This window comes from Roseburia sp. CLA-AA-H209 (assembly GCF_020687575.1).
In the GTDB taxonomy this organism is placed as follows: Bacteria; Bacillota; Clostridia; order Lachnospirales; family Lachnospiraceae; genus Roseburia_C; species Roseburia_C amylophila.
Window position 1 is genome coordinate 1 of sequence record NZ_JAJEQU010000005.1, and the last position, 24,008, is coordinate 24,008.

General features: G+C 38.8%; 31 protein-coding genes. 5 read left to right on the plus strand and 26 right to left on the minus strand.

The window, feature by feature from the left end:
* The 13 genes from LKD41_RS05880 to LKD41_RS05940 form a co-directional block, all read right to left on the minus strand.
* The coding region (locus tag LKD41_RS05880; RefSeq protein WP_227700695.1) for an excisionase at positions 1-656 on the minus strand (656 nt) is incomplete at its 3' end.
* Positions 622-849 carry an excisionase gene (locus LKD41_RS05885; protein WP_002594705.1) on the minus strand — a complete coding sequence of 76 codons (228 nt, stop codon included), beginning with the start codon at positions 847-849 and terminating at the stop codon, positions 622-624. The genes LKD41_RS05880 and LKD41_RS05885, both read right to left, overlap by 35 nt.
* 99 nt (positions 850-948) lie before the next feature.
* Positions 949-1,155, minus strand: coding sequence for an excisionase (locus LKD41_RS05890; RefSeq protein ID WP_002594704.1), 207 nt, complete (start codon positions 1,153-1,155; stop codon positions 949-951).
* Entirely contained in the window at positions 1,142-1,708 is a 567-nt protein-coding gene (locus tag LKD41_RS05895; protein ID WP_015530049.1) for a type II toxin-antitoxin system PemK/MazF family toxin, read from the minus strand. The genes LKD41_RS05890 and LKD41_RS05895 overlap by 14 nt, the downstream gene beginning before the upstream one ends.
* Positions 1,709-1,865: 157 nt before the next feature.
* Positions 1,866-2,681 (minus strand): zinc-ribbon domain-containing protein, encoded by an 816-nt coding sequence (locus tag LKD41_RS05900; protein ID WP_227700696.1) that lies wholly within the window; start codon positions 2,679-2,681, stop codon positions 1,866-1,868.
* 145 nt (positions 2,682-2,826) lie between these two features.
* Positions 2,827-3,255 carry a hypothetical protein gene (locus LKD41_RS05905; protein ID WP_055291182.1) on the minus strand — a complete coding sequence of 143 codons (429 nt, stop codon included), beginning with the start codon at positions 3,253-3,255 and terminating at the stop codon, positions 2,827-2,829.
* A 49-nt stretch (positions 3,256-3,304) separates the two neighbouring features.
* Positions 3,305-3,841 (minus strand): VanZ family protein, encoded by a 537-nt coding sequence (locus LKD41_RS05910; protein ID WP_049946793.1) that lies wholly within the window; start codon positions 3,839-3,841, stop codon positions 3,305-3,307.
* A 292-nt stretch (positions 3,842-4,133) separates the two neighbouring features.
* On the minus strand, positions 4,134-4,592 hold the full coding sequence (locus tag LKD41_RS05915; RefSeq protein WP_046408724.1) for a hypothetical protein: 459 nt from the start codon (positions 4,590-4,592) through the stop codon (positions 4,134-4,136).
* Positions 4,593-4,773: 181 nt separating this feature from the next.
* Positions 4,774-6,015, minus strand: a complete 1,242-nt coding sequence (locus LKD41_RS05920) for a tyrosine-type recombinase/integrase (protein WP_227700697.1) — start codon at positions 6,013-6,015, stop codon at positions 4,774-4,776.
* 37 nt (positions 6,016-6,052) lie between these two features.
* Positions 6,053-6,232 carry a hypothetical protein gene (locus LKD41_RS05925; RefSeq protein WP_227700698.1) on the minus strand — a complete coding sequence of 60 codons (180 nt, stop codon included), beginning with the start codon at positions 6,230-6,232 and terminating at the stop codon, positions 6,053-6,055.
* 101 nt (positions 6,233-6,333) lie between these two features.
* Complete coding sequence (locus LKD41_RS05930; protein ID WP_055264249.1) at positions 6,334-6,528, minus strand: DUF6462 family protein; 195 nt, start codon at positions 6,526-6,528, stop codon at positions 6,334-6,336.
* Positions 6,529-6,972: 444 nt separating this feature from the next.
* The gene (locus LKD41_RS05935; protein WP_227700699.1) at positions 6,973-7,221 is read right to left on the minus strand and encodes a helix-turn-helix domain-containing protein; all 249 of its coding nucleotides are present in this window, start codon (positions 7,219-7,221) and stop codon (positions 6,973-6,975) included.
* A complete protein-coding gene (locus tag LKD41_RS05940) occupies positions 7,205-7,645 on the minus strand; it encodes a sigma factor-like helix-turn-helix DNA-binding protein (RefSeq protein WP_227700700.1) in 441 nt (146 codons plus the stop codon). The genes LKD41_RS05935 and LKD41_RS05940 overlap by 17 nt, the downstream gene beginning before the upstream one ends.
* A 526-nt stretch (positions 7,646-8,171) precedes the next feature.
* Between LKD41_RS05940 and LKD41_RS05945 the strand changes: the two genes are divergently transcribed.
* The gene (locus LKD41_RS05945; RefSeq protein ID WP_171029199.1) at positions 8,172-8,522 is read left to right on the plus strand and encodes a helix-turn-helix domain-containing protein; all 351 of its coding nucleotides are present in this window, start codon (positions 8,172-8,174) and stop codon (positions 8,520-8,522) included.
* A gap of 93 nt (positions 8,523-8,615) precedes the next feature.
* Here LKD41_RS05945 and LKD41_RS05950 read toward each other — a convergent pair whose 3' ends face one another.
* Positions 8,616-8,951, minus strand: a complete 336-nt coding sequence (locus LKD41_RS05950) for a hypothetical protein (RefSeq protein WP_006859231.1) — start codon at positions 8,949-8,951, stop codon at positions 8,616-8,618.
* 169 nt (positions 8,952-9,120) lie between these two features.
* On the opposite strand from LKD41_RS05950, the gene LKD41_RS05955 reads away from it, so the two are divergent.
* Positions 9,121-9,378, plus strand: a complete 258-nt coding sequence (locus LKD41_RS05955; protein ID WP_006859232.1) for a helix-turn-helix domain-containing protein — start codon at positions 9,121-9,123, stop codon at positions 9,376-9,378.
* A 21-nt stretch (positions 9,379-9,399) separates the two neighbouring features.
* On the opposite strand, the gene LKD41_RS05960 is transcribed toward LKD41_RS05955, so the two are convergent.
* The 10 genes from LKD41_RS05960 to LKD41_RS06005 all read right to left on the minus strand — a co-directional run bounded on the left by LKD41_RS05960 (position 9,400) and on the right by LKD41_RS06005 (position 16,330).
* Positions 9,400-9,822 (minus strand): winged helix-turn-helix domain-containing protein, encoded by a 423-nt coding sequence (locus tag LKD41_RS05960; RefSeq protein ID WP_227700701.1) that lies wholly within the window; start codon positions 9,820-9,822, stop codon positions 9,400-9,402.
* A 116-nt stretch (positions 9,823-9,938) separates the two neighbouring features.
* Entirely contained in the window at positions 9,939-10,217 is a 279-nt protein-coding gene (locus LKD41_RS05965) for a hypothetical protein (protein WP_055264245.1), read from the minus strand.
* A 50-nt stretch (positions 10,218-10,267) separates the two neighbouring features.
* Positions 10,268-10,951, minus strand: a complete 684-nt coding sequence (locus LKD41_RS05970; RefSeq protein ID WP_138347646.1) for a DUF3879 family protein — start codon at positions 10,949-10,951, stop codon at positions 10,268-10,270.
* A gap of 80 nt (positions 10,952-11,031) precedes the next feature.
* Positions 11,032-11,478, minus strand: coding sequence for a hypothetical protein (locus LKD41_RS05975; protein ID WP_006859235.1), 447 nt, complete (start codon positions 11,476-11,478; stop codon positions 11,032-11,034).
* 19 nt (positions 11,479-11,497) lie between these two features.
* Positions 11,498-12,115: a hypothetical protein gene (locus LKD41_RS05980; protein WP_227700702.1), complete on the minus strand. Its 618-nt coding sequence runs from the start codon at positions 12,113-12,115 to the stop codon at positions 11,498-11,500.
* Positions 12,116-12,175: 60 nt separating this feature from the next.
* Positions 12,176-12,667, minus strand: coding sequence for a hypothetical protein (locus LKD41_RS05985; RefSeq protein ID WP_055306800.1), 492 nt, complete (start codon positions 12,665-12,667; stop codon positions 12,176-12,178).
* A gap of 132 nt (positions 12,668-12,799) precedes the next feature.
* On the minus strand, positions 12,800-13,360 hold the full coding sequence (locus tag LKD41_RS05990) for a hypothetical protein (protein WP_227700703.1): 561 nt from the start codon (positions 13,358-13,360) through the stop codon (positions 12,800-12,802).
* Between the two features lie 18 nt (positions 13,361-13,378).
* A complete protein-coding gene (locus LKD41_RS05995) occupies positions 13,379-14,212 on the minus strand; it encodes a hypothetical protein (protein WP_227700704.1) in 834 nt (277 codons plus the stop codon).
* The gene (locus tag LKD41_RS06000) at positions 14,202-15,608 is read right to left on the minus strand and encodes a sensor histidine kinase (protein WP_227700705.1); all 1,407 of its coding nucleotides are present in this window, start codon (positions 15,606-15,608) and stop codon (positions 14,202-14,204) included. Before LKD41_RS06000 ends, LKD41_RS05995 begins: the two co-directional genes overlap by 11 nt.
* A gap of 11 nt (positions 15,609-15,619) precedes the next feature.
* Positions 15,620-16,330, minus strand: coding sequence for a LytR/AlgR family response regulator transcription factor (locus LKD41_RS06005; protein WP_055264237.1), 711 nt, complete (start codon positions 16,328-16,330; stop codon positions 15,620-15,622).
* Between the two features lie 486 nt (positions 16,331-16,816).
* Here LKD41_RS06005 and LKD41_RS06010 point away from each other — a divergent pair, with 486 nt between their 5' ends.
* From LKD41_RS06010 to LKD41_RS06020, 3 genes are all read left to right on the plus strand, one after another.
* Positions 16,817-17,158 carry a plasmid mobilization protein gene (locus tag LKD41_RS06010; protein WP_117831461.1) on the plus strand — a complete coding sequence of 114 codons (342 nt, stop codon included), beginning with the start codon at positions 16,817-16,819 and terminating at the stop codon, positions 17,156-17,158.
* Positions 17,107-18,477, plus strand: a complete 1,371-nt coding sequence (locus tag LKD41_RS06015) for a relaxase/mobilization nuclease domain-containing protein (protein ID WP_117831462.1) — start codon at positions 17,107-17,109, stop codon at positions 18,475-18,477. Before LKD41_RS06010 ends, LKD41_RS06015 begins: the two co-directional genes overlap by 52 nt.
* 62 nt (positions 18,478-18,539) lie before the next feature.
* On the plus strand, positions 18,540-19,529 hold the full coding sequence (locus LKD41_RS06020; RefSeq protein WP_117831463.1) for an Abi family protein: 990 nt from the start codon (positions 18,540-18,542) through the stop codon (positions 19,527-19,529).
* Positions 19,530-19,685: 156 nt separating this feature from the next.
* Here LKD41_RS06020 and LKD41_RS06025 read toward each other — a convergent pair whose 3' ends face one another.
* Positions 19,686-19,892, minus strand: a complete 207-nt coding sequence (locus LKD41_RS06025) for a transposon-transfer assisting family protein (RefSeq protein ID WP_117831464.1) — start codon at positions 19,890-19,892, stop codon at positions 19,686-19,688.
* Between the two features lie 4 nt (positions 19,893-19,896).
* Positions 19,897-23,952, minus strand: coding sequence for a YodL domain-containing protein (locus LKD41_RS06030; protein WP_227700706.1), 4,056 nt, complete (start codon positions 23,950-23,952; stop codon positions 19,897-19,899).
* Between the last annotated feature and the right edge of the window lie 56 nt (positions 23,953-24,008).

Here is a 24,008-nt window from a genome sequence, read left to right on the forward strand (position 1 = left end):
TTAGGATTATCAATCATGCCTTTTTCCCTGAAACTGAAAAATTCACGATTGTCTCCACCGACTATGATATGGTCAATAAGCGGTATTCCCATCAGTTCACACAGCTTGTTCATACGGTCTGTCATCATCGTGTCTGCCTTGCTTGGGAATACATTCCCGGATGGATGACAATGGATTAACATCATGCTTGCCGCATTGCTTAGGATACTTGATTTAAACAGCTCTCTCGGATGTGCCATTGCCTCATTTAAAGAACCAACACTTGCAAAATGCACATTGATAGGTTTTAAATCTGACCTTAGATTGACCACACACACTACTTCCCTGTCAAACTGGCACATACAGTCTCCCATGACAGCAGCTATATCCGCCGGATTATTAAAGGTGTGCTCATCTATATATTTGTCCAGTCGTTCCCTCACAATATGGATTTTATTGCCTATCCATATTGCAAAGGGACAACCTGCTTGATTAGACAACTCACGCAACTTCGTTCTTCCTATACCGGAATATGCTGCGGCTTCTTCGATTGTCAGCCACTTTCTTTCCCATATCGGTTCTTCAGCATTGCTTATGAGTTTTTCCTGATATGTTCTTACTTCGGCAAGTAAGCGTTCATCATCATTCAAGGAAAGTAAGTTTTTCAATGTATTCATCAAAAATCCTCCTCTTAATCATTCGACGATTTCCTATATGAAGAACAAATGGGCATTCTTCTTGGCTTGTTAGTTTTCTCAGTCTTTCTCTGCCTATGCCAGAATATTCAACTGCTTCATCAATCGTCAAATTAGACTTATGCCATATCGGCACATCATATTTTTTTCGGATAATCTTTTCTGTATCTGCCATTACAGAAGCACCTCCTTGTTTTTTTCTGCCCTTATGATAATTTAAAAATGGCGATGAGCCTATCATGCGAACCAACCCATCGCACATTTTACAAATCAGCTATATCGAATACGCATTATCAAGATATTCGTCCAGTTTTCTTCTTTTAATCAGTCGCTTACTTCCATTCCAAAGAACAAAAGGGCAAAACTCCGAGTCGGACATTTCTCTTAATTTTCTTGAGCCAATACCACAATAAGCTGCGGCTTCTTCTACTGTAAGATTGGACTTCTTCCAGATAGGAATAATGATTTTATTTTCTGTCATTGCTTCCCCTCTTTTCTTTCTTTGATGAATATCTGTCGGTAACAACATAATCCCAACCATCCCCATCGCACTTATCACATCTGTCTTTTCGCTTTGCAAATGGGTCGAGTCGCCTTACAATATAGTCTGGATTGTGGATGTAATCATTCAGACACTTCGGGCATAGACAGCGAATATTTTCTTTCCCCTCCGGCTTGTAAACCCAAAGTCCAAAAGTCTTTTTCAAAGTTGCATTTATCTGTCTGAAAAGTTTATCGTCATCTACCGTACCTATGTATTCACGCAAATCCTCTCTATTGACTGTCCGTATCTGCTCCAGAAGAACCATTGACGGTTTCTTCAGTCCAAACTCCTCGCCGAGAATAATGTGCGATGGCAAATATCTTTTCTTGATTACACTTGTAACCGCTGCAACAATAATCGTCGGAGCATTCTGGTTATAATCGTCTGCCTGAACGACAAGCACCGGACGCTCTCCGCTTTGTACTGAACCACTGTTATCTCCAAAGTCATAGTAGAATAAATCCCCACGACAAATCATTTTTTCTTTCATATACATAACCTCACAAGAATCAAATTTTTAAAGTGTCATTCGTATCCGGAATGAAATAACCCCTTCACTCATTTGGACAAAGGGTGCTGAAATGCACACCCAAAATCAGAGATTTTCATAAAATTTGATAAAGTTTTTCTTTGCCGCTGCAATAGACTTATCTACGGAGCTGTAATATACACCCTCCTGCTTTGCAATCGCTCTGGAACTCAGACCGCAGCACACATTCTTCATAAGTCGTTCCCTTTGAAGTGGCTGCAACATTGAAAGTGCTATCCTTCAATGACAAGTTCTTCTCCGACCACTCAGACGCAATTTCAGGGTGTGTTGTCTGCAAATCGTTAAACCCTTTCAGGAATATGTACCCACTGCAATACGGGCATTTGCTCCCACCGGAACGGGTAGAAATAAGGGTGTTCCACTCTCTGCCGCAATCCTTACACTTCCACCAAGCCTTACGATTGGCAAAGACCGTAACCTGAGTTGGAAGTAACGGATAATTTCTGTCCGACCACTCGGCTGCTATATCCGGCAGAAGTGTTGCAAGGTCATTAAATCCTGCCAACACTTTATTATGGGAGCAATACGGGCAACCTGTTTTATTTATTGTTCTGCTCTTAACGGCAACTTCCCACTCGTGTCCTTTCTCACATCTCCAAATCACTTTCTTATGAGAACCAATAGAAACCTCTGTCGGTTTTATCTTATTCTTTTTCGACCACTGCTTTTCCAGTAGCGGCTCTAATGTCGCCAAATCGTTAATGCCTGCAATCACTCTTGCACCGGAACATATCGGGCATTTTTCTCCATTGGAACGAGCCTTAACGCTTGTCTGCCATTCGTGACCGCAAGCACCTTTCCACCATACCTTTTTATTCGAGCCGAAAGTTATGCTGTCCGGTGTCAGTGGCAAATTCTTTTCCGACCACTCGGCAACCAATTCCGGATGTACTGCCGCTAAGCTGTTACTCATATCAAATCCTCTCCTTCCTTTGGCTTTATTATATGAAGAAAAGGTACTTGCCCCAAGTTTGCGAATATGCGGATAAATTAAAAAAGCCCTTTGAGAAAGGGTATTCCTCTCTCAAAGGGAGTTAATCAAACTGAAATTTGTCGCTTTAATACCCGTGGTCAACATGTTCCCAATTCCCACTGTCATTCCTAATTAGAATCCATTTCCAATCATCATATGTTGAATCCGGATTAAGCGAACCATCCCCGCCTGATGAGTCTACATCGAAAGATGATAATATTACGATTGCTTCATCCGCGTCATATTGTTCAGCCCATTCATCAAATTCATCGGCGTATGTATCTCCGGGATAGGACAGTTTTGTCAGTGTGCAGCCGTCAAATTCGTTGCCGAAATAGTCTTTTACTGTTTGGAAAGCCGCCTCAATATCACTGTCTGAATATATTTCCGATGGTTTCCAATCAGGAATTTGAACATTGTCAATATTCCCACCACTATTCTTTCCACTACAGCCGGCAAGAACAAAAATCATTATCAAAGCTGTCAGAAAACAGAATAAAGTTTTCCTATTCATTTTTCGATACCTCCTACGAATTCAAATTTTCATCCCTACAGACTGAAATTTATTTTTTCCTTGTGGTTATACGAAGTAACAAGCATCCTATCAAAAATCCAACGAGAGTCCCACAAGTATTCATAATCACATCATCTAACTGTGCAAACCTTCCAATAAATGTTTGCAAAAATTCTATACCAATCGAAAATACTGCTCCAAGTATAACGCCATTCCACCAATGCTTGTGGATATTCTTAAAAATAAATACTGGCAAAAATCCATATGGAATGAATAGACATATATTCAAAATAGTTGCCGCATTAAATCCATCCTCAAATAATTTAAAACTAATATAACTATCAAGTGGTGAGGATATTCCAAAACTACCACCAATAATTCCTGTAATTTTTAATATTGATACAACTATTAGAATCCATAAGAATTGACATAACCAATTTAAAATCTTAACTTCAATTTTCTTCTTCTGGATAAATTCAATACCCACTTCGATAATCATAACACCTGCAAAAATAATAAGTGCCATTGGAAATAATCTCACTAATATCCATATTCCAGTCCATATTTCCATTGTAATATAACTCACTATCATTCCTCCATAACTTCAAGTTTGTCGTTTTCTTTTATCCCCATTATAACTGTTCTCCATAACCACTGCAATGAAAACCTAATCGGTGATTTACATTTCTCTCTCTTCTAAAAATGGGCAATCCCATTAAGGACTGCCCATTCATTCTGCTTATTATGCGATTTTTTCTTGCTTGCACCGATTTCTGCATCAAATGATGTAAGTTTGATGTAAATCGCTGTTTTTTCAGTTTTTTATCAAATGAAGTACGTTCCGTTTATTTGGTAAAACGGTACATCTTTACATCATCTTAATAGAGCTTTGCACCTGCCGGAATGTGGTCATCAACCATCAGAAGATGAAGCTTTTCTTCGCCTTCTTCTTCGTGAATAGCACTGAGGAGCATACCGCAAGAGTCAATGCCCATCATAGCTCTCGGTGGAAGATTTGTGATAGCGATAAGAGTCTTTCCAACCAGTTCTTCCGGCTCGTAATAAGCGTGAATACCGCTTAAAATGGTTCTGTCTGTGCCTGTTCCGTCATCAAGAGTGAACTGTAACAGTTTCTTTGACTTCGGTACTGCAACACACTCTTTAACCTTTACTGCACGGAAATCTGACTTGCTGAATGTATCAAAGTCTACCATTTCCTCAAACAAAGGCTCAATCTTTACCTTAGAAAAATCAATCTTTTCAGGCTCTGCTTTCACTTCTTCAGTAGCCTTAGATTTTACATCATTTTTCTTATTTACATCATTCAGGGTCTTCATTGTCGGGATTTCACATCAATTTAATTTACTTTAATGCTTTTTCCTTTAATAAAGCCTTTTTCGGTGTTCCAACATTATTATAATAACATATTTATGCTGATTACACCACTCGAATTTGTCGTACTCTTGTCGTATGGCACACATTTTGTCGTACTCTCGTCAGTCCATGCCGGACTCTTTCCTAAAATACATCTAAATTGTGTGCTAAATTTTGAATTGCTTCCTGCTTTTTAGTATCGGTAACTTCCGCATAAATATCCATGGTTGTTTCGATATTTGCGTGTCCCATAATAGACTGAATTACCTTTAAGTTTGTTTCATTTTCGCAAAACCTTGAACAAAAGGTATGTCGCAAATGATGACATGAAAAATGTGGTATTATCACAGGCTCTCTGTGCTGTTTTGCAGCTTTTACCACTTCTTCTGCATTGTGTGCTTCATATATACGCTTGATTGCTCTGTTTACAGCTTGCGGATTATGGATATTGCCAAAACGATTCATAAAGATAAATCCTTTCATCCCATCAATCACTGTTTCATTAAATCCATGTTCCTTCTGGTCATCCAATTCCATCTGGAGTGCATCATAAACCGTATCCATCATCGGAATCGTGCGTATACTAGCTTCTGTCTTTGGAAGAGATACAGCAAATGAACATATCGGATGTTCTTTGAACTCTCTACTGTAATAAACCACGCTATGATTGATACTGATCGTCCTTTTTTCTAAATCAATGTCTTCCCATCGGATACCGATTGCTTCTCCTATTCGGCAACCTGTTCCAAGCAGAAACTTAAAAAAAGATGCCCAGTGGTAAAATGTAGGACTTTCATCAATATAGCGTATAAAGGCTCTCTGTTGTTCCACTGTCAAAGCGTGTCTCACACCATGATTTTTCCCCGGTTGCTTTTTAATCTGTGCCATTACTCCATCGCTTGGATTAACACGAATGATGTTATCACGCACAGCAAGCTGAAATGTCGGGTGTAAAACAGTATGAATTGTTTCTAGCGTATTTATCTGCATTTCCTTCTCTTTCAACAAATGCTGATAGAACTGCAATACATCAGAATACTTCACAGCGGCAATTTTCTTCTTGCCAAATCCACCTCGTATAAAGCGATCATACATATATTTATAGTTCCGCATTGTTGTTTCCCTCAACTCTGCCTTTGTCGATATATATCTGTCAAAAACAAAATTGATTGTAGATGTTCCGGCTGCATACGCATCCAACCCATCAAGCTGATCTTTCATCAGTTTAACTTCTCTCTCCCGCAATTCCATGATGTCCTTAGAATAGATGCTCCGGCGCTTTCCTTCCGGATCAACATAAGTATATACATACTTACCATCGCAACTGCGTTGAGTTTCGCCTTTTCTTAATACTCTCCCTTTGTTATCCTTTCTTGATTTCGCCATCTCGTCTCCTCTCTCAAGGAAAGAGATTTTGTACTAGCTACTCAGCCGGTTTATCCATTGCATACTGCATATCAATCCCTCTTTGTAGCACCTGTGTTATGGTCATGTCATGTTTGGACGCATATCCTTTCAGTCTTGCAGCTTCTTCCTCCGTCAGTTTTAATCCGATAAGAGTTTTTTTAGGATTATCCGACTTCGGTCTACCTGTTCTAGCCACAATATACACCTCCATCCATTTCATAATCATTATACTTTCTGTTTAACCAAAAGTCAAGTGAATTTTGGTTAAACCAAAATCTTTTTCCTTGTCGGCAAAATTTATTTCACCCGAAATGACTCAAGATATTTGTCAAACACATCAAGGTCTACCAACACCATTCTGTCTATCTTCAGAATTGCTCCCGCATCTTTGGCAAGAGTCTGAAATTTATTCATACCCATGCTGTACATTTCTGCCCCTTCCTTATATCTGACCAGTCTTTTCTTATTTATTGTCTTTGGCTTCCTCTGCATTACTCAAATCCTCCTTAAATTTAACACGCATTTTATATCCGCCAATGACAACCCACAATTCTCTTGCTGGCTCTCATAGGCAGATAAAAATGCAATACAGGTGACAGATCATTACTCTGCCCACATCGGTCTTGCACCGTCATTCAAATTGACCGGACTGCAAATTTCCTTACAATCCGGAAGTATCATTATCACGGATATGCTTCATCGCCCTGTGTTACTGCCACACATTTTGTCAGATCTTCTCGCTCCATACCTTTGCTTCAATGTAATGTTTCAACATTTCCTCACATTCACTCCTATCAAAGAGCAGGTACATCTTGGCGAATCTACCTAGTGGCTCCACATATCCTCACGTCCTGTATGCAAAAAATATTCAGTTGTCAAGGTACAGGGTGCATACGCAGCAATCAGCGAATGGAAAGGGACAATGCTAACTGCCTGTTATGCAACTTCAAAAGCCAATATCTTTGTGATCAGCTTTGTTTCTAATCTGCGACGCAGAGTTTCATCAATGCAGTAATGCACCTGTCCGCTTTCGTCATATAACTTTCTGGTAGACAATTTGATTATGTATCCCTCATAGTGTTTTAACACTGTATTGATGGCACTTACATCGCCCTCTGATGCTGCCTTTATAATATGGAAAGGCAACAAATTTTCTTTATTTCTGGTTTTAGACATCTTTTTCATCTGCTATTCCTTCCATAATCTTTCTCAAAATTTCCAGTGAGCGTGTTCTGTGTTCATGAATGGTACTGCGAACCAGATTCATTTCTCTTGCAATATCTGCATCGCTCATCTCTATGAAATAGGAAAGTAAAATAACATTCCTTTTTCTTTCCGTAAGTTCTTTTAATGCTTCCGCAATCAAAGTATTTTTTACTTCAATATCATAGCCATGCACTTCAAAATGATGATTTTCTGTTCCGTACTCATCCATAGTAAATAATTTGCTCAACTCCTTTTCTGACAGTTCAGAGAATGTGACTTCGTGTTTTCTGCGATAGTCCATGTGCTTGTAATAATTTACAGCTTCGCCTTTTAATGCCATCTGGCATAACCGGTCAAACTGGTGCCGGATAGTCATTTCATCCTTAGAAGAAGGTTGCCCCATACGAGTTCACCTCCTCCCGTTCCGAATGCCAAGGCTTTTGCCCTTTTTCCCTTCCGGTGTATCTCCCAAATGAAACCGGGGAGATGTTCGGGTGGATTGAAAAATTTTTATAGAAATTTTTCTGTATACAAAAAACGTCCTCGCAGGCACACACCCACAGGACGCTGTTCATATCTGATATTAAATTTTCTCCACATTTTACGAGTGTATATAGTACACTTTCAATTGTAGAATTTGCCACATTACTTAAAATGCGACCTATTTACCTGTCCTTCCACGCAATGGGCAGGATAATATTTTCCAAATACAAAAATATCCTTTCAATGGTTCAGAATACATAACTCTCCTAAACACATTCAAAGGATAAAAAACATGAGAAAAAACCTTTGAATACTGCGTTTTTTTATATGCAATATCCAAAGTTTCTTATTTTATTAAAGTGCATTATTCCCCTCTTATATAGTGTGTTATTAGTTCATTTTCTTTTTAAATGGTGAACTATACACTATATACGGAGGTGCATGATATGGCTAAATCTAAGAAAATTGATAAAGACATGGGTTTTCGCCTGAAGAAAGCCAGATTAGACCAAAAGCTGACTTATGATGAGTTATCCGAAAAATCCGGTGTCTCATCAAGATATATCAAAGAGATTGAAAATCATGGCAATGTTCCAAGTCTTGAAAAACTCGGACAACTCATTCGTGCTTTACATATCTCTGCTGATCCGTTTTTTTATCCGGCAGCTCCAACCGATAATCTGGATTACCAAAGGCTGCTGGTTTATCTTTCAGAATGTACGGACGATCAGATCACCACTATTCTTGCACTTGTGGAAGCCTATCTTCGTACATATAAAACCCATGAGACAGAATAGCAGAAAGATTTCGATTTTTTCTGGATTGTTTCTGAATTATTCTGAAGAAAAACAGGGTGGAAATTCCATGATTAAACGCTCCACCCTGCTTACTTATTTCATTATTGTATTCAGTAACTCTTTTACCTTAACACTCTCTTTAACAATCCCAAGTCCAGCAAGTATCTGTACTGCATCTACTATCCCCTGATAATAGGCTCTCTGTTGTTCCTGAAAGTGTGCATGGTCTACAATATCCATATAGTTTTCTAAAAAATTTCTCTGCTCTGTAGAAAGGTCAGATAAGAATTTTTCATATTCCCGGTTTTCTTTTTTCAGTTCCTTATCCGCCTTCTTTGCTTCCTCTGTCTGTATGGAATACTCCCGTTCGCCTGCATCGCTTCGAAGCTCCTCAAAAACATCAGATAATCTTTCAAATACTTCATTCATTTTGTGTCCACCTTTCTCTAAATAAGTATTGCATTTTACAGGCAGTATTATCAATCCTAAAATTTCTTACAACAATATTTTTTCGTACTTCATCTTTAGAAGTATATTATCAAGATTATTCCGTAAAATCAATCATGTGGCACTTCATCTTTAGAAAGTTGGTGATGATATGAAAATTTACTGGAATAAAGAAAGCAATTCCAAAAATCTGATAGGTCAGAGAGTAAAGGAATTGCGAACTGAAAGGCAGCTATCGCAAAAAGCACTGGCAGAACAGCTCCAGCTTGCCGGATATGAATTTAGCGATTTGACCGTATTACGAATAGAACAAGGGACACGCTTTGTACCGGATTATGAAGTGGTTGCCCTTGCTGAATTTTTTCATGTATCTTGTGAATATCTTTTAGGTGTCAGAAATGAAAAATAAGCAGTGATCTGTATTTGTTCTTTACAGACCGCTGCTTAAATTTTTGTTGAAACGATAGCCTACACCCCATACCGTCTGTATGTAAACAGGCTTGCTCGGGTTATCCTCTATCTTTTCTCGTATGTTGCGTATATGGCTCATGACAATGTTGTAATCGCCGGAATAGGATTCCATCCACACAATGTCATAAATCTGTTCCTTGCTGAACACTATTCCCGGATGCTTTGCAAGAAGCTTGAAAATCTCAAATTCCGTATAAGTAAGCTCTATCTCCTGATTTTCCCGAATGATCACCCGTTGAACTTCATCAATCTTAAGACCTTTGAAATTCAATAGATGATTATTCAAACCTGACATCTGAATGATTTCCTCTCTGGTATTTATCAACGATAATATGTGGCTCATCATATCATCCTCATTATCTTCAAATGTCAGAACTAACATTTTCCCATACACATCACCTGCCTTATTACTTTTATATACTGCCTAAGTTCTGGAAAATTCAAAAGAATGATTCCCATATCCAGCCCAGCAGTATGTTATCTGCTGTTTGTTTTTTCTTATTCATTTTCCCTATATCCTATAACGGAAATTACTTTTTCGTTGCATACGATATATGCTACTTGCTTTCCCTCACTCTTTAATTCTGTGGCACATTCTTTTATGTTTTCAGTAAACCGAGATTGAGAACTACAAGTAACAACAATTTCTTCATTACCCAATTTTGTATTATTAGATATTTCTGATAAGCTATCTAAAAACATTTTTTCTAATTGTTCTAAACTTATCACATTAGCAGGTAAAAAAGAAAAAATATCTAATACTTTATATTTACCCATGTAAGCCACCTATCCCTTAGCTCCGCAAGCATTATTTAATGCTACAGTTTTTAAATACTGACGTCTATTGATTTCTTCACAAAACTGCTTCCACTTTTTGCAAGTGTGCTTTCAATGGACTCTCTTGTAATGCCATCCAATGCTCCAGACGGTATCGGATCACCCGCTTTCCATGAGGGATCAGCAGCTTTCGCCGCTGCTGCAAATGCCTGCCTGTATTGATGTTCATATTGCTCCATTGTCCATCCCGCTGACAAACGGTCATCTTTGTTCATTTTTCTATATAAGTTAACATATACATCTTCCCTCTTTGTGGTATCACCATTCAGAGTGCCATTATCCCTTAAAAATTCCTTCTTTGCCAGTTCAAACATTTCTTCCCGGCTGCTCTCCGGAATAGAGATGATATGTTTATAACTATTTCTGTTCTCATCAGTTACAGCAAGCCCTGTTAATCCGGTATTCGGATCAACCCAATCTCCATTTTTATCATACTGGCTCATTAGATTCTTGATCGCCTGAACATTCGTAAACATTGCACCATTTCCATTTTTCATCATTTCGCTAAGTGCCGCTTTGTACTGTTTACTGTTTGTGTCAATCCCTGCTGCTTTTAGTTGTGCCTGTACGGAGCTACTGTTAATTTGGGACAACTGAATGTTGTTGACTAAATTCATCCTTGATGTCCCAAACATACTCTGAAATAAGAAACTGTAATCTGTAATTCTCGGCATAATTGCAACCTCCTTGTCAAATTAAATGTGAAATCCGTTTCATTACAACTAATTTTAAATCTTTATATCCAAATTGATGCCTATACTTCTAAGAAGTTCTGAAATCGTTTCACCAGTTCATCTAACTGCATCTGCTCCCGACTTGTTCCATTATAATTTTCAATCGGATCAGAAACAAAATAATTTCCGAACCCTGCCAGCGCATTTTCAAAGCTGCTTTTGAAGTTTTCTTTGCTGCTTACATCAAGATTTGCAAACATCTTGTAAATATCACTGTTCGATTCCTTATTTACTTCCACGCTGTCTTTTCCTGTCGTATTCCTTGCCGGAGAGCTTCCCACTCTGTAAGCAGGTTCTCCATGCTCCTGATAGAATTTCTCTCTTTCAATTTTTACCTGCTTTGCAACAAACTCAACCATACTGTTCACTTTATTGATTTTCTCCTCTGCCTGTTTACCGTATGCAGTTGTTATCTGTTCTGCTGCTTCATCAGATAATCCCATTTCTTTACAGGCATCTTCAAGCATTACTCTAACTCAAAAAATATTACTCCTGTTTTTTATAATACCCCGTTATCATGAGTGGCATAATATTTTCTATATCATTTTCTGTCAGCTGATAACCTATATTGCTGCGCTCTTGAAAAAATTCATTTAAAGGCTTTTTACTAATTAACAGTTTTTTCCCTTTTCCATTATCTTCCTCGTCTCCCCAGTCAAATTCCGTCCAGTAACCGCCTGTTCCATCTTCGTGAATAAATACTCCTGTACTTTTTACAATTCCTCCTGTCATTTTACTCGTACAGCCCAATCCTTCTATTGACTCATATACTTTTTGCCTAAACCTACTATCTGTTTGCATTCTCAATAGAGATTTCTTAGAAATGACTACATTTCCAGCTCCATAAAATTTCCCACTGTCAAGCATCGCTAGATCAAAATTTTCGGCAGTTTGGTCTGTCGTATTACATGCATAATCTACAACATGAAGTGTAACATTAAACTTTTTGCAAATTTCCTCCTGCATATCGCTAACACTCTGCATAGCATTTATTTCATTTAAGAGTCTGCTAAAGTCCCCAGAAACAACTTCGGCATCTCCTGAACCTTGCTTTGTTGTAATTGCCGCTAAATTACTCAGTATTTCAAGTGCCTGTATATCCATAATTTTTTCAACCTTTCTGCAATTCCTCTGTCAGCTAGAATCACTTATACTCACATCTGATTACAATGGCATTACACCTCCATCTGCTGATTTATACGCTTTTACTATCGACATAATATCAAAGGAGTTACCATCTGAATCAATTGCATAAAAACTGTAATTGCCACTTTTATCTATTTCAAACTCAATATCGTTGCCATCAAAAGCAAACTCTTTATACACACTATCATTCCAAAATACAACTATTGTTTGCGTGTTTTCTACTTCACCAATAATCTTATCTTGCTCAATTAGTATCTCATATCCTTTTTCTAAACGATACCCCCAAGAATACTCCCGAAACACCAAATCATTATCTGCATATCCTATGTCACTCTCATAGCTGTCTTTATTACTTTTTACCCCTTGAAATGTTTCCTCTTTACTATTCAATATATTATTTGTTATAGATGTGTCATCGTGCCTTAAAGCGCTTTGACCCATATCATTTGCTATTAAAAACCTAATTATTATCATAAAAATGCTTGTAATTGTTAAAACTATTTTTTTCAATTTATTCACCACCTTGCAATTCAATATCTTAAAACTCCGTTTCCGGCTGCTACCTGTTTCTGCAATTCCTCTGTCAGTCAGAATTGCTTATGCTTTCTCTTTTTGAGTCCAAGCATTCTCTTTTTACATTATTTATAAAATACTTTTCTTTTTATATTCCGTTGCCATAACTCCTTGTCTTTCTATCTCTTCAATCATCTCCTGTATATCGTTTTGCAATAAGGCTTTTATATCGCTCCCATTCATTATCCTTACTTTTTCAGTATTCTTTGATCTCTCCGAATCAGCCTTCTCTCCACCTACATCCGGCTCTAATGTGGCAACTACCTCTCCATTATCATCAAAAACCAGTGTACATTTTTTTACAGGCGGATTAAGTGTCTGCATCGTTAGTTTAAATTTATCGCTGCTATAATCCGCAAGCATATCATAAACTTTTTGTCTTAATACTGTGTCTGTATTCATTCTGTACAGCACATCACTTGGAATGTAGCACTCAAAATAGCCATTTGCAGCACCCACATCAATATGAAATTTATTATATATATCTTCTTTTACACAGTTTATCTGCTGTTCCCTTAGAGTCCCATAAAAATCCTTTTCTACATTTATATCACCTGAAATAGTATTCACATTTTGTTTTTGCACAATTGCTGTTATATTACTCAGCATTCCAAGTGCCTGTATATCCATACTTTTAAACCTCCTCGTTTAAAGCTTTTGACTTTCTATCACGCTCTTACTAAATGTACTTATTGTATCCTCGTAGGCTGATACAGCGGAGGCAGAAACACTTGCTGACTGAAAAGCCGACATATTTACAGTGCCCTGCTCGTTCTGCATTTTTTCCATGAAAAAACTCTGCAATCTCTGCCTACTTTCCAACTGACTTTGGAGAAAATTTTCCTGTGCTTGTGCCCTGCGTGCCTGTGCCCTTTTAAGTGCTTCTTTTTCCTGCTCCGCTAACAATTCTTCCATTTTTTCATGTCGTTTTTCCCACCACGATTTCTCATTACCTGAAATATTGGAACTACTGTTTCCTACTGGTCCTGCATATCCATAACATTCTTCCGGCGATGCTCCGATAACATCATAGCTGACATTATTTGATCCGGCAGGCAGGCTGCTTACTGAATATGCTGAACGAACCCGGTTCAAAACATAGTTTTCATACTCCGGATCACTTTTCATCCTTTCAAATGCTTCTTCTTTAATCACTGTTGCTCCCGATGAATATGTAGAACGAACCCACGCACTTACAGGCATCTGTGACATTTCATTCATAACCCACTGCTTATATTCATCCATTGTCATTTCCTCTTTCGACTTATTGGAAATGGAGCTATCATATGTAAACCCACTATAATTTGGCGGATACGGAATAACCATATCCCCCGCCCATGCAGAGGTAGTTGATGTTGTGCTCTGTCTTTCCTCTGCCTTTTGTACTTCACTTGCAAAATTGCCTTCCCCTGTTGTTTTCATACTGCTGTTCATATAAGCGTAGGCAGTTGCGCCAATACCATTTACACCACTAATACTCATTTTCTGTTCTCCTTTCTTGTAACAATATTGTTACACTAAACTCATTTTTCTTTACCTTAATATCTAAATCTCCCATGTACTTCTCTACTTCTCTCTTTACATTGGATAATCCTATTCCATGTAAGGAAATATCTTTTTCTTTATCGGAAACTGGAAGATTTGTATTGCTATCAAACTTGATTTCCCCGTCAAAAGAATTTCTTACTTCTATCAGGAAAAATTTTCTTTTTTGTTTTCCAGACAGCGTAATATATCTTTCCCCCGTATTCATTTTTTCACAGGCTTCAAGTGCATTTTGCAACAAATTGTTGACGATAATTCCAATATCATACGCATCATATCTGTCTGATACCGGATAAGAGAACTCTGATTGAAATTGTACTCCCTGTTTGCTTGCTGCTTTCTGCTTATCATTTACAATCACATCCGTAACAGCATTGCCTGTCTGAATAGTTATCTCAAACACATTCATACTCTCATCCATTTTTGACAGATATTGTTGCATATCCTCATAATTGCCACTCTCCATAAGTCCCTTGATATTCGTCAAATGATTTCTCATTTCATGCTTCATCTGCCGTATTCCGTTATAAAACTGCTCTACTTCCTCCATTCGCTCCTGTATTGAATGAACCTGTTGTTCTTCAATAAAATGCTTTTTCTTTTCTTCCTGAAGTTTTTCCATCTCCTGATAGGACACTATTGTGATTAAAATTCCTGCATAGAATAAAATTGCAATTACTGGCACTATTCCCAGAAATATTGGATATTGTTCATAAAGTTGAAAAATCAAATCATCTTTCACCACTATCCAAAGCCGGACAATAATATTTCCAAATAAAATTGCTACTATCGGTGTCAAAATCAGATAGCACAATTCCCTTATTTGCAGTTCTATCTTTTTTTTTCCTAATCGGTGTCCAACAACAAAAAGCATAATTAAAAACAAGAAGATTCTAAATGCGGCAATAAAAATGTAATTCAATGATGCATTACGAAAAATATCCTCTACTAATGTTTTTTCCTGCACCCAATATCTGCTTGTAAAGAAATCTATACTTTCCACAATCAGCATACTTAAATTTCTAATGCAGAAAAATATAATCCCCATAAAAAATGTAAAATTTCTATTCATGCCTAAATAGCCAGAAGATGCCGTCAATAAAATTATTACAATCATCAAACCTAACCACCCATAAGCAGGAACAAAGTTTCCAATAAGGGATATGGCTATATAACTTCCAAAAACTATTAGTATCTTTTTTAATTTACTTCCCTGTCGTTCTTTCTTTTCTGTCATAAATGGATAGAAAAAAGCTGTCAGACAGACTGCATATAAAAAAGTTTCAATTCCGCCTATTATATTTTGGAACAACACAAACTCTGTTTCACTCATCCGCTGTCCTCCTACTGCATATACCGGAGATATGCTTTTACAAAGTCCGGATATTTATATTTTGAAATCAGCAGCTTATCTCCATTGACAAGCGTTACTTCTGTCTTGTTGTACTCATCTATGCAGGCAAGATTGACTAAATATCCCTTATGAATACGGAAAAACTGTCCCTGCAATTCTTCTTCCAAATCTCCGAGCTTTGCATAATATTCCAGTTCTTCCTCATTCATATGAATTACAACTTTGTGGCTCTGGCTTTCCAGATAGTAAATATGATCTAACGGTATAGCCTTGCTCGTATTGGCATATTGGATAACCAGCGTTTTCTTCTGCTGCTCCGCTTCTGATATAATCTGTTCGGCTGCCCGCCGGAAAACTTGGGCAAATCTCTGTTCATCAATAGGCTTTAACAGGTATTGAAATGCTCCTACATCAAAAGCATCATAGACATATTTTTCATAGCCTGTAACAAATATAATAATTGGCTGCTTTGTAAGCTCCGTTGCCCTGATCTGTTTTGCCATGCTCATACCGTCCATACCGGACGCAACGCTTTTCATTTCAATATCCAGAAACAGCAAATCATGCTCCTTTTGATCTGACAGGTATTCATCAGTGGAAGCATACTCTGTGATTTCACATTCTATGTTCTGTTTCCTGACAAGTGATGAAAGATAGGTTCGTATGTTCTTTTCATCATCACATATTGCAATTCTTATCATGTTCCACCTCTTTTTTCTTTTCGATTATTATATCGGAAATTATATAAAAATTTCTGAAGCCGATAGCGCAAATGGACAGTTTAATAGCGCAAGTGGACAAAAAATAGCTAAAGTAATTCTATCAGCCCAAGATATGTGTTCCAATCAGATTGCCTAAGCAATCGGAACACCGACACACCCTTTTGGAGTGTCGAAAACACACATAGCAAGCACTGCCTGTGTCATGACACAGGCGAAATCCCCCACACTTTCCTATCGTCTGTGTAGTTGAATTTCCATAGTGAAGTATCCCTAACCCTCTCTCGATTTTTCTTCGGTTATTCTTCATTTTACCGTCGAAATGCATTGACCTTTCTTACCGTTTTTGCTACAATTTGTTATGGGTAATTATACCCAAAATTGAATAAAACACGAAACAGACTGTTGTAAAAATCGAACATTTTACAGCAGTTTTTTTGTACCCAAATTTAGAAAGGACATGGCACAATGGCAAACCGAAACCGCACTAATCCGGTGCAATTTTATCTCAGTAATGATGAACAATACATTCTCAATACCAAGTTCAAAGCATCCGGCATGAAAAGCATGTCAGCCTTTTTACGCAAACTGATTTTATATGGATATGTGTATGATGTCGATTACAGTTATCTGCGAAATTATAATACAGAGCTTGGACGAATCAGCTCAAGTCTGAATCAAATTGCAAAGCGGGTAAACAGTACCGGAAACATCTATCAGGACGATATGAATGAAGTAAAGGAGTTGATGAATAAAGTATGGCATACACAAAAATCCATGCTATCAAAGCAACCGTTGATAAAGCAATAGATTACATCTGCAATCCCGACAAAACAGATGAGCAAATCTATGTTTCATCTTATGCGTGTGCGCCAGAAACAGCAGCGATTGACTTTAAGTACACCCTTGACCATTGCAGGGAGAACAGTCCTAACAAAGCCTATCATCTGATACAGGCTTTTGCTCCGGGAGAAGTCAGTTATGAGGAAGCTCACCGCATTGGAAAAGAACTTGCTGACAAAGTTTTAGAAGGGAAATATTCGTATGTTCTCACCACACACATTGATAAAGGACATATTCATAATCACATCATATTTTGTGCTGCTGATAACATCGAGCATAGCAAATATCACGACTGCAAACAGTCGTATTACCACATCCGGAAACTAAGTGATGAACTATGCAAAGAGCATAACCTTTCCATCATCATTCCGGGTGGTGAACGTGGTAAAAAATATAAAGAATGGCAGTCTGAGCAGAATGGCTCTACTTGGAAAACCCAGCTTAGAAGAGACATCAATTTTTGCATCAAGTCAGCTTCCACATACGAAGATTTCTTACTTTTAATGAGAGCCAAAGGATATGAAATTAAAGGGGAATCTTTTGAAGAAAGTGCTGCCAAATACATCTCTTTCCGTCCTCTGGATAAAGAACGTTTTGTCCGTGGCAGTATGAAATCGCTTGGTAAGGAATACACAAAGGAACGTATCCGGGAACGCATCGAAATGAAGCGTGAGCGAAAATCTGTTATTCCGAAAAAAGACTACTCTGTCCGCAGGCTCATTGATACCTCGGATGAAAAATTCCAAAGCAGTCCCGGACTCCAGCAATGGGCAACTATCGAGAATTTGAAGATTGCTGCACAAAGCTATAATGAAGTTGGTTCTCTCTCCGATCTGAAGCATCAGATTACTGTGAAAACCGAAGCGGGAAAATCTGCCAAACAGAGCGTTGTGAAACTGGAACACCGCATGAAAGACCTTGCAGAAATCATCAAATATGCCGAGCAGTACAAAACCAACCGCTCCTATCACATCGCCTACAAAAAGTCAAAGAACCCAGACGCATATTTCCGCCGATACGAAAGCCAGCTCATTCTATATGGCGGTGCACGACGTGTACTTGAGCAGACTGGGATAAACTTAAAAGGATTGAATGTTGATAAGCTAAAAGCAGAATATCAGGAACTGATGAAACAGAAAAATGAACTGACTTCCACCTATAAAGATTGTGAAAAAGAGGTTCAATCATTAAACCGAAAACTGGAAAATTTGAGCCAATACCTCGGTCAGACACAGCCCGATTTTACCTCAGAACAGTCTAGGAAAAAGAATAATCCCATCTTGTAGCTTGTTAATGTTAAACCCATGTATTATACTTAATTTATTATTACAAATGTTTAGGAGAGACTATGGCAAATACAGATTATAAATCACCCGATGCTTTAATGCGGCATCTTAGGGATAATGGAATTTCCATCTCAGGGAGTTCACAAAAGCAACAACTAATCAATACCGGATATTTTCACGGATATAAAGGATACCGTTTTTTTGTATCTTCCTCTAACAGACTTCCATTCACTTCATATAATGAGATTAACGCAACCATACAATATGATACAAAATTAAAATCTCTTTTATATGGAAAAATGATGTTTATAGAAACTGCTCTAAAAAATATTGCTTTGAACACCATTATGTCAGAAATTGATTCCAGCAGTATCTATGATATGTACGATAAGGCAATCAGCAGCTACAAGAATGCTCCTGCCGGAACTCGTGAGGATATAAAGAAGAAATACCAGAACAACAAACTAAATCTTCAAGGCTCCATACAAAATGCCATTGCTGCTGCATACCGAAAAGAGAATCCGAAAATCACTCATTTTTATAATAATGTCAATTACAATGAAGTTCCTTTATGGGCAATATTTGAAATTCTCACTATGGGCGATTTTGGATATTTGCTTTCATGCCTGACCATTGATATGCGTGAAAAAGTATCCCGTGCAATCGGCATCAATCTATCAAGTGATACTTACCGGGAATTACTTTATAAATATGTATATGCCTTAAAAGATTTAAGAAATGCCATTGCTCACAACGATGTGGTATATGATACCCGTTTCAAAAAAATGGACCCTTCAAGACCAATGAAACAATGCCTGATTTTAGAAATGGGGATGCCATACATAAATTTCAAAACAATCGGCGATTACATCATCCTTATCTGTTACTACTTAAAATTACTGAAAGTCTCTAAAACAGAGATCAAATCATTCATCCGTGAATTTGAAAAGATTACAAGAGAATACGAATCTTCTGTAAACCCGAATGTTTCAGCTATTTCGATTCATCCTGATTTGTTCTCTCGCTTAAACATCTTAAAAAATTCCATATAATGCTTGCATATTTTACCTGCCTATAGTATATTATAGATAGCAATTGGGGTATGTGTTTGCGGACACATACTTGGAGGAGTCGGAGTGATCCGGCTCCTCTTTAATTTTTAATAAAAAAACGGTAGTCAAAAGGTGCACCTAATGACTACCATATTTTTATTCTGCCGCTTCCAACACTAATCCGGCATATTCTTCATCACCTATGCTTTCCAGTTTTCCTGCCACACGCATCGACAATTCTAAAAGTTCATCATCGTCGATATGTTTCATTGCCTTATGAATGCCCTCTATAACCTTTGCCCTGCTGTCACTATGGAAAATACATATCAAATTGGTTTCTTCAACTGTAAATGGATTATTCATATTCTTACATCTCCCTGTGTGTATTCTTTGATTTTTCCTGCTCTTTGGAATCTTTCTTGCCCTGTGCCACTTCCTTCTGCTTAGCTGCCAGACGCTCCTTTAAGGAAGTACGAACCTGCGGCTTTTCCGCCTGTTCTTTCATTTCTTCCTCACGATTGAATTTCTCCACACCATTGTTGAGCCTGTCATCAATCATGTTATAATTCTGCTCCTCCAACTCCTCGATCTTGGCAAGCGGCTTATATTCTGCCAGCTTAGCAATCAGCTCTTTTGCCTGTCTTTCGCTGTCCTCGTCAATTCCCTCATCAATAGATGTCTGCAAAAAAATCTGTAATGGCTTCACATTACCGCTTTTTATATCATTTGCAATCATTTGAACCTGTGCTTCCCTGTCCGGTACCGAGTCTCTATATTCAAAAGTGTCAATATCATAGGATAACTGATCAAGTTCTGCCGCAAGCGTCTGTATCTTCGTTTCTTTTGTCTCCCGGTCATTGACCTCTTTCTCCGGATATGCCGCAATCAGTTTTTTAAGTGCATCCTGCACTGTGGGAGTATCCCGAAGCTCTGGTGTGTAATTCAGGAAATCCACATCAATTCTCTTGCCGCTTACAATGTCTGCCTGCTCATCTTCCCATTCTTCAGTCCCCTCGATGTGCATATTTACACCAATAGAAGGAATCCCATGCATACGGGAAGGATCAATGGCATTGTAAAGTTTCATAGCTTCCTCTATCGTTTCAATGCCCTCATGGTATTCACCCATATTATGAAATTCTCCACACTCCGCAACGGTAAATGTGATATGGACTGTCTCTGGTTCAATTACAGGCTCTTTTTCCAGTTCAGAAAGCACTTTTTCTTCTGATACAAGTGCGTTTTGTTCCTGCACCAATTCTCTCCCCTGCGTGACAAGCTGATTGTTGATCTGCTCCTGCTGTGCCTTCTCCTGCAGGTAAGTTTCCACCTCCGGAAGATAAGTCTCCAATGTTCCGGTTCTGCCCTCTGTAATCGGGTTAATATCTACCTGTATGCCTGCAATATAAATGCTGTCCTCATGAAGCATATTGAAAAGGTCATCTTCTCTGGTGGAGCCTGTGTATTCCACAACCACATCCAAATCCGAATTTTCCTGCTCAATACCTCTGCATCGGCTCCCGGCTACCACTACATCCACGATTTTCGCATCCAGACCGTATTCATCAATCTGCGACTGCACATAAGCATACACTGTTTTTTCTATATCGTCCGCACTCTGTCCGTCCAGACTATGAAACAATTCTTCTGTCTTTGCCCGGAAATCTGCAACCACATCCGGATTGTTCTCTCTGAATTCTGCCTGCTTTGCTTCCAAATCTGCCCGTTCCACTTCCTCCGCTTTTTCTGAAAGCTCCTCATAATCTACAATCTCCACCTCAGAACCCGCATATACTTCGCCCTGCAAATATTCGTCACGATAATACTGCTCTGTGACTGATGAAAAGCGTGGTTCTTGCAAGTCTGCAATTACCATATCCATTGCTCTTTGAATCGTAATATCCGGGTTGTCATAAACACCGCCATCCAGTAAATGATACTGCTCATTCAGAATGGAGTAATCATATCCCTCATCACATTCATGCATAAGGATATAACGGTCTGCGATATGTACCGCAAGCTCTGTCTGTATTTCGTTCTCCTTGCCTTCCAATGTCAGCATAAACTTCGGCAGTTCCGTAAATCCAAAAGAATCAACAAAGTGTGCGCTGTTCTCGCCATCCTCATGCAATACTACAATGTCGCTGACTGAAAGCGAATGAGCCTTATAATCTGCCGGGTGGTCAATATTGAACTTTGTATAGATTGCTTCCAATGTTTCCGACTGTGTCTGTCCCTGCAATTCCGTCAGTTCTCCCATATACACGAGCTTATAATTTTCCGGCAATACAGCATCAAAATTATCTTTGGTTATTCTCATACGCTTCAGGCTTTCCGTTCCTTCAAAGCGAAACTTATCCAGTTCAGGATCATCCTTCAACTGATAAATGCCATATTTATCGGTATTTCCATACAAAAGCTGTGCTTCCCTGTTGGAATCACTCTCTGAAAGTTCTTCCTGCATCATCTGGAGCTTTCGTTCATTCAGCCAGTCCCCTTTTTCAATGCCACACATCCCGTCATGTTCTGTAATCTGTTTTCTATCGGATACAGTAGTCTCGGAACCGTCCGTATGCAGAAGATACACAGGCAAATCATGATCAAATAGTTCTATTGCCCTTTCCTGTGTCAGAGGAAACATTTCATTCCATGTATAGCCATATTCCTGCATTTCAGATATTCCGACCATGCTATCCGGCAGTGCGTCGATTTCTGCCTGTGCATCAAACATTGCTAATGCAACATCCTGATTTCCATCCACTTCCTGTGCGTAGATATGTTCTGCAAGCTCCCTTGTTTTCTCCACATTACTCAGCTTATAAGCATAATTTACAATCAGATTTCTTTCATCATCGGAAAAGGCAGGCTGTCCATGCTCCAACCGGTTAATGATATGCTCTGCCTGTTGAATGACAGACAATTTCTCCGCATCCGTCAGACCTGCATCAAAATCGTATTCATAATCCCAAAAGTCCGGCATATTTCCGTTTAATTCCTTACTACTGGACGCAAGTAACGTGATTTCCGCTCCCTGTTTTTCCATATATGAAAGGTAATTGCCATCCCATTCTTTTTCATCAAGAGAAGCCATATCTTTGAGCATTTTTCTGACATCATCCCTCAACATATTTGTGATTTTCAAAACCTCCCATTCGCTTTCAAAAATGGAAGCGAACTTAACAACCACATCATCGGCATTGATCGGCTCCATTGCCTTATCATAGACCGCCTTTCTCTCCTTCATATCAATCAGCTCATCTGTATCTGTGTTATAACGCACATCCAGATGATACTCTCCGTACTCTCTGGAATCCTGATTGCCGATTTCCGTTGTCCATGCACCCCTGCTTTCCAAATATGCCTGTATGCTCAACTTGTCATCGTCTGTCATTTCTGACAATGCCTGCATCAGTTCCGGTCTGTCCATGCCATATACATCAAGCAGACTGAACTCTGAAAGGTCAGTATTCTGTATGAGGAGAATACTTTCCTTTGTCTGTTCCTGTGATACTTCCCTGTTCCTTTGTAATTCCTGTAATTGTTCCTCTATCCCGGTAATCAACTCCGAAGCTGTCCTCCGTATCGTATCCATGGAAGCTCTCAGTTCCTTGGTATCTCTGCCACTGCTCCATCCGGCAATATATCCAAAGGAATAATCGGAAGTGTCCACTCCAAAATGCTGACATACTGTATAAGCTATGCTCTCAGCTTCCACTTCTTTGGTATTGCGGTCTTTTTTCATCTGCTCATCCTGCTCCACTTCCTTGCTATGCAGCTTGGAGTGAGCCACCTCATGGATCATGGTCTTTAAGGTCTGGCCCTCGCTCATGTTTTCCTGCACCGCAATCCGCTTTGCTTCCCTGTCATAGTAGCCTTTGGAATCTCCGGCTATCTCCTCCAGTTCAATCGGTACTGGTGAAATGGCTTCTACTGCACGAATCATATCCTGATACCCTTCCACATCTGAAAGAAGCTCCTTTGCCGCAAGTTCCGGTATCGGCTTTCCGTCTGTCTGCGCCACATCAAAAACGGATACTGCCCGGAATGCCGGAATTGTTATCTCGACTTCTTCTTTCTGCGGATTTCCGTCCTTATCAAGTAAAAGTTCTTGTGTGACCGGATCAATCTTGTCCCTCTCCTCTTTGATTTTATAGGGTGCCGGGGCAAGGATACGAATACCCTTTTCCCCCTTCTTAACGTGCCTGTCAAAATTCTTCTGCCAAGCCTTGAATCCGGCCACTAACGTAGCGTCTGGCTTTTGCATCGCAATTAACATAGTATTGTTAAAGCTGTAATTATGGAATTTTGACATGGTATTCAGATAAGTCTTGTACTTCTCGCTTTCAAAAAGCTCCTTGATACCCTGCTCTAGCTTCTCCGTTATTTCCTGTACTTTCTGTTTTTCTGTTTTAGATTCTGCCATAGTATTTCCTCCATCTGCTTATTTTTTGCATGACAAAAGGCAGCCATTATTGACTG

Coding starts and splice junctions, on each gene's coding strand:
- LKD41_RS05950 (WP_006859231.1), bottom strand. CDS start 8,951: ATGAATGAAGTATTTGAAAGATTATCTGATGTTTTTGAGGAGCTTCGA.
- LKD41_RS05890 (WP_002594704.1), bottom strand. CDS start 1,155: ATGACAGAAAATAAAATCATTATTCCTATCTGGAAGAAGTCCAATCTT.
- LKD41_RS06020 (WP_117831463.1), top strand. CDS start 18,540: ATGGCAAATACAGATTATAAATCACCCGATGCTTTAATGCGGCATCTT.
- LKD41_RS06015 (WP_117831462.1), top strand. CDS start 17,107: ATGGCATACACAAAAATCCATGCTATCAAAGCAACCGTTGATAAAGCA.
- LKD41_RS05930 (WP_055264249.1), bottom strand. CDS start 6,528: ATGCAGAGGAAGCCAAAGACAATAAATAAGAAAAGACTGGTCAGATAT.
- LKD41_RS06010 (WP_117831461.1), top strand. CDS start 16,817: ATGGCAAACCGAAACCGCACTAATCCGGTGCAATTTTATCTCAGTAAT.
- LKD41_RS05920 (WP_227700697.1), bottom strand. CDS start 6,015: ATGGCGAAATCAAGAAAGGATAACAAAGGGAGAGTATTAAGAAAAGGC.
- LKD41_RS05940 (WP_227700700.1), bottom strand. CDS start 7,645: ATGGGGCAACCTTCTTCTAAGGATGAAATGACTATCCGGCACCAGTTT.
- LKD41_RS05995 (WP_227700704.1), bottom strand. CDS start 14,212: ATGAGTATTAGTGGTGTAAATGGTATTGGCGCAACTGCCTACGCTTAT.
- LKD41_RS05955 (WP_006859232.1), top strand. CDS start 9,121: ATGAAAATTTACTGGAATAAAGAAAGCAATTCCAAAAATCTGATAGGT.
- LKD41_RS05900 (WP_227700696.1), bottom strand. CDS start 2,681: ATGAGTAACAGCTTAGCGGCAGTACATCCGGAATTGGTTGCCGAGTGG.
- LKD41_RS05915 (WP_046408724.1), bottom strand. CDS start 4,592: ATGAAGACCCTGAATGATGTAAATAAGAAAAATGATGTAAAATCTAAG.
- LKD41_RS06030 (WP_227700706.1), bottom strand. CDS start 23,952: ATGGCAGAATCTAAAACAGAAAAACAGAAAGTACAGGAAATAACGGAG.
- LKD41_RS06025 (WP_117831464.1), bottom strand. CDS start 19,892: ATGAATAATCCATTTACAGTTGAAGAAACCAATTTGATATGTATTTTC.
- LKD41_RS06000 (WP_227700705.1), bottom strand. CDS start 15,608: ATGAGTGAAACAGAGTTTGTGTTGTTCCAAAATATAATAGGCGGAATT.
- LKD41_RS05980 (WP_227700702.1), bottom strand. CDS start 12,115: ATGGATATACAGGCACTTGAAATACTGAGTAATTTAGCGGCAATTACA.
- LKD41_RS05945 (WP_171029199.1), top strand. CDS start 8,172: ATGGCTAAATCTAAGAAAATTGATAAAGACATGGGTTTTCGCCTGAAG.
- LKD41_RS05970 (WP_138347646.1), bottom strand. CDS start 10,951: ATGCCGAGAATTACAGATTACAGTTTCTTATTTCAGAGTATGTTTGGG.
- LKD41_RS05895 (WP_015530049.1), bottom strand. CDS start 1,708: ATGAAAGAAAAAATGATTTGTCGTGGGGATTTATTCTACTATGACTTT.
- LKD41_RS05975 (WP_006859235.1), bottom strand. CDS start 11,478: ATGCTTGAAGATGCCTGTAAAGAAATGGGATTATCTGATGAAGCAGCA.
- LKD41_RS05905 (WP_055291182.1), bottom strand. CDS start 3,255: ATGAATAGGAAAACTTTATTCTGTTTTCTGACAGCTTTGATAATGATT.
- LKD41_RS05885 (WP_002594705.1), bottom strand. CDS start 849: ATGGCAGATACAGAAAAGATTATCCGAAAAAAATATGATGTGCCGATA.
- LKD41_RS05960 (WP_227700701.1), bottom strand. CDS start 9,822: ATGTTAGTTCTGACATTTGAAGATAATGAGGATGATATGATGAGCCAC.
- LKD41_RS05990 (WP_227700703.1), bottom strand. CDS start 13,360: ATGGATATACAGGCACTTGGAATGCTGAGTAATATAACAGCAATTGTG.
- LKD41_RS05965 (WP_055264245.1), bottom strand. CDS start 10,217: ATGGGTAAATATAAAGTATTAGATATTTTTTCTTTTTTACCTGCTAAT.
- LKD41_RS05935 (WP_227700699.1), bottom strand. CDS start 7,221: ATGAAAAAGATGTCTAAAACCAGAAATAAAGAAAATTTGTTGCCTTTC.
- LKD41_RS06005 (WP_055264237.1), bottom strand. CDS start 16,330: ATGATAAGAATTGCAATATGTGATGATGAAAAGAACATACGAACCTAT.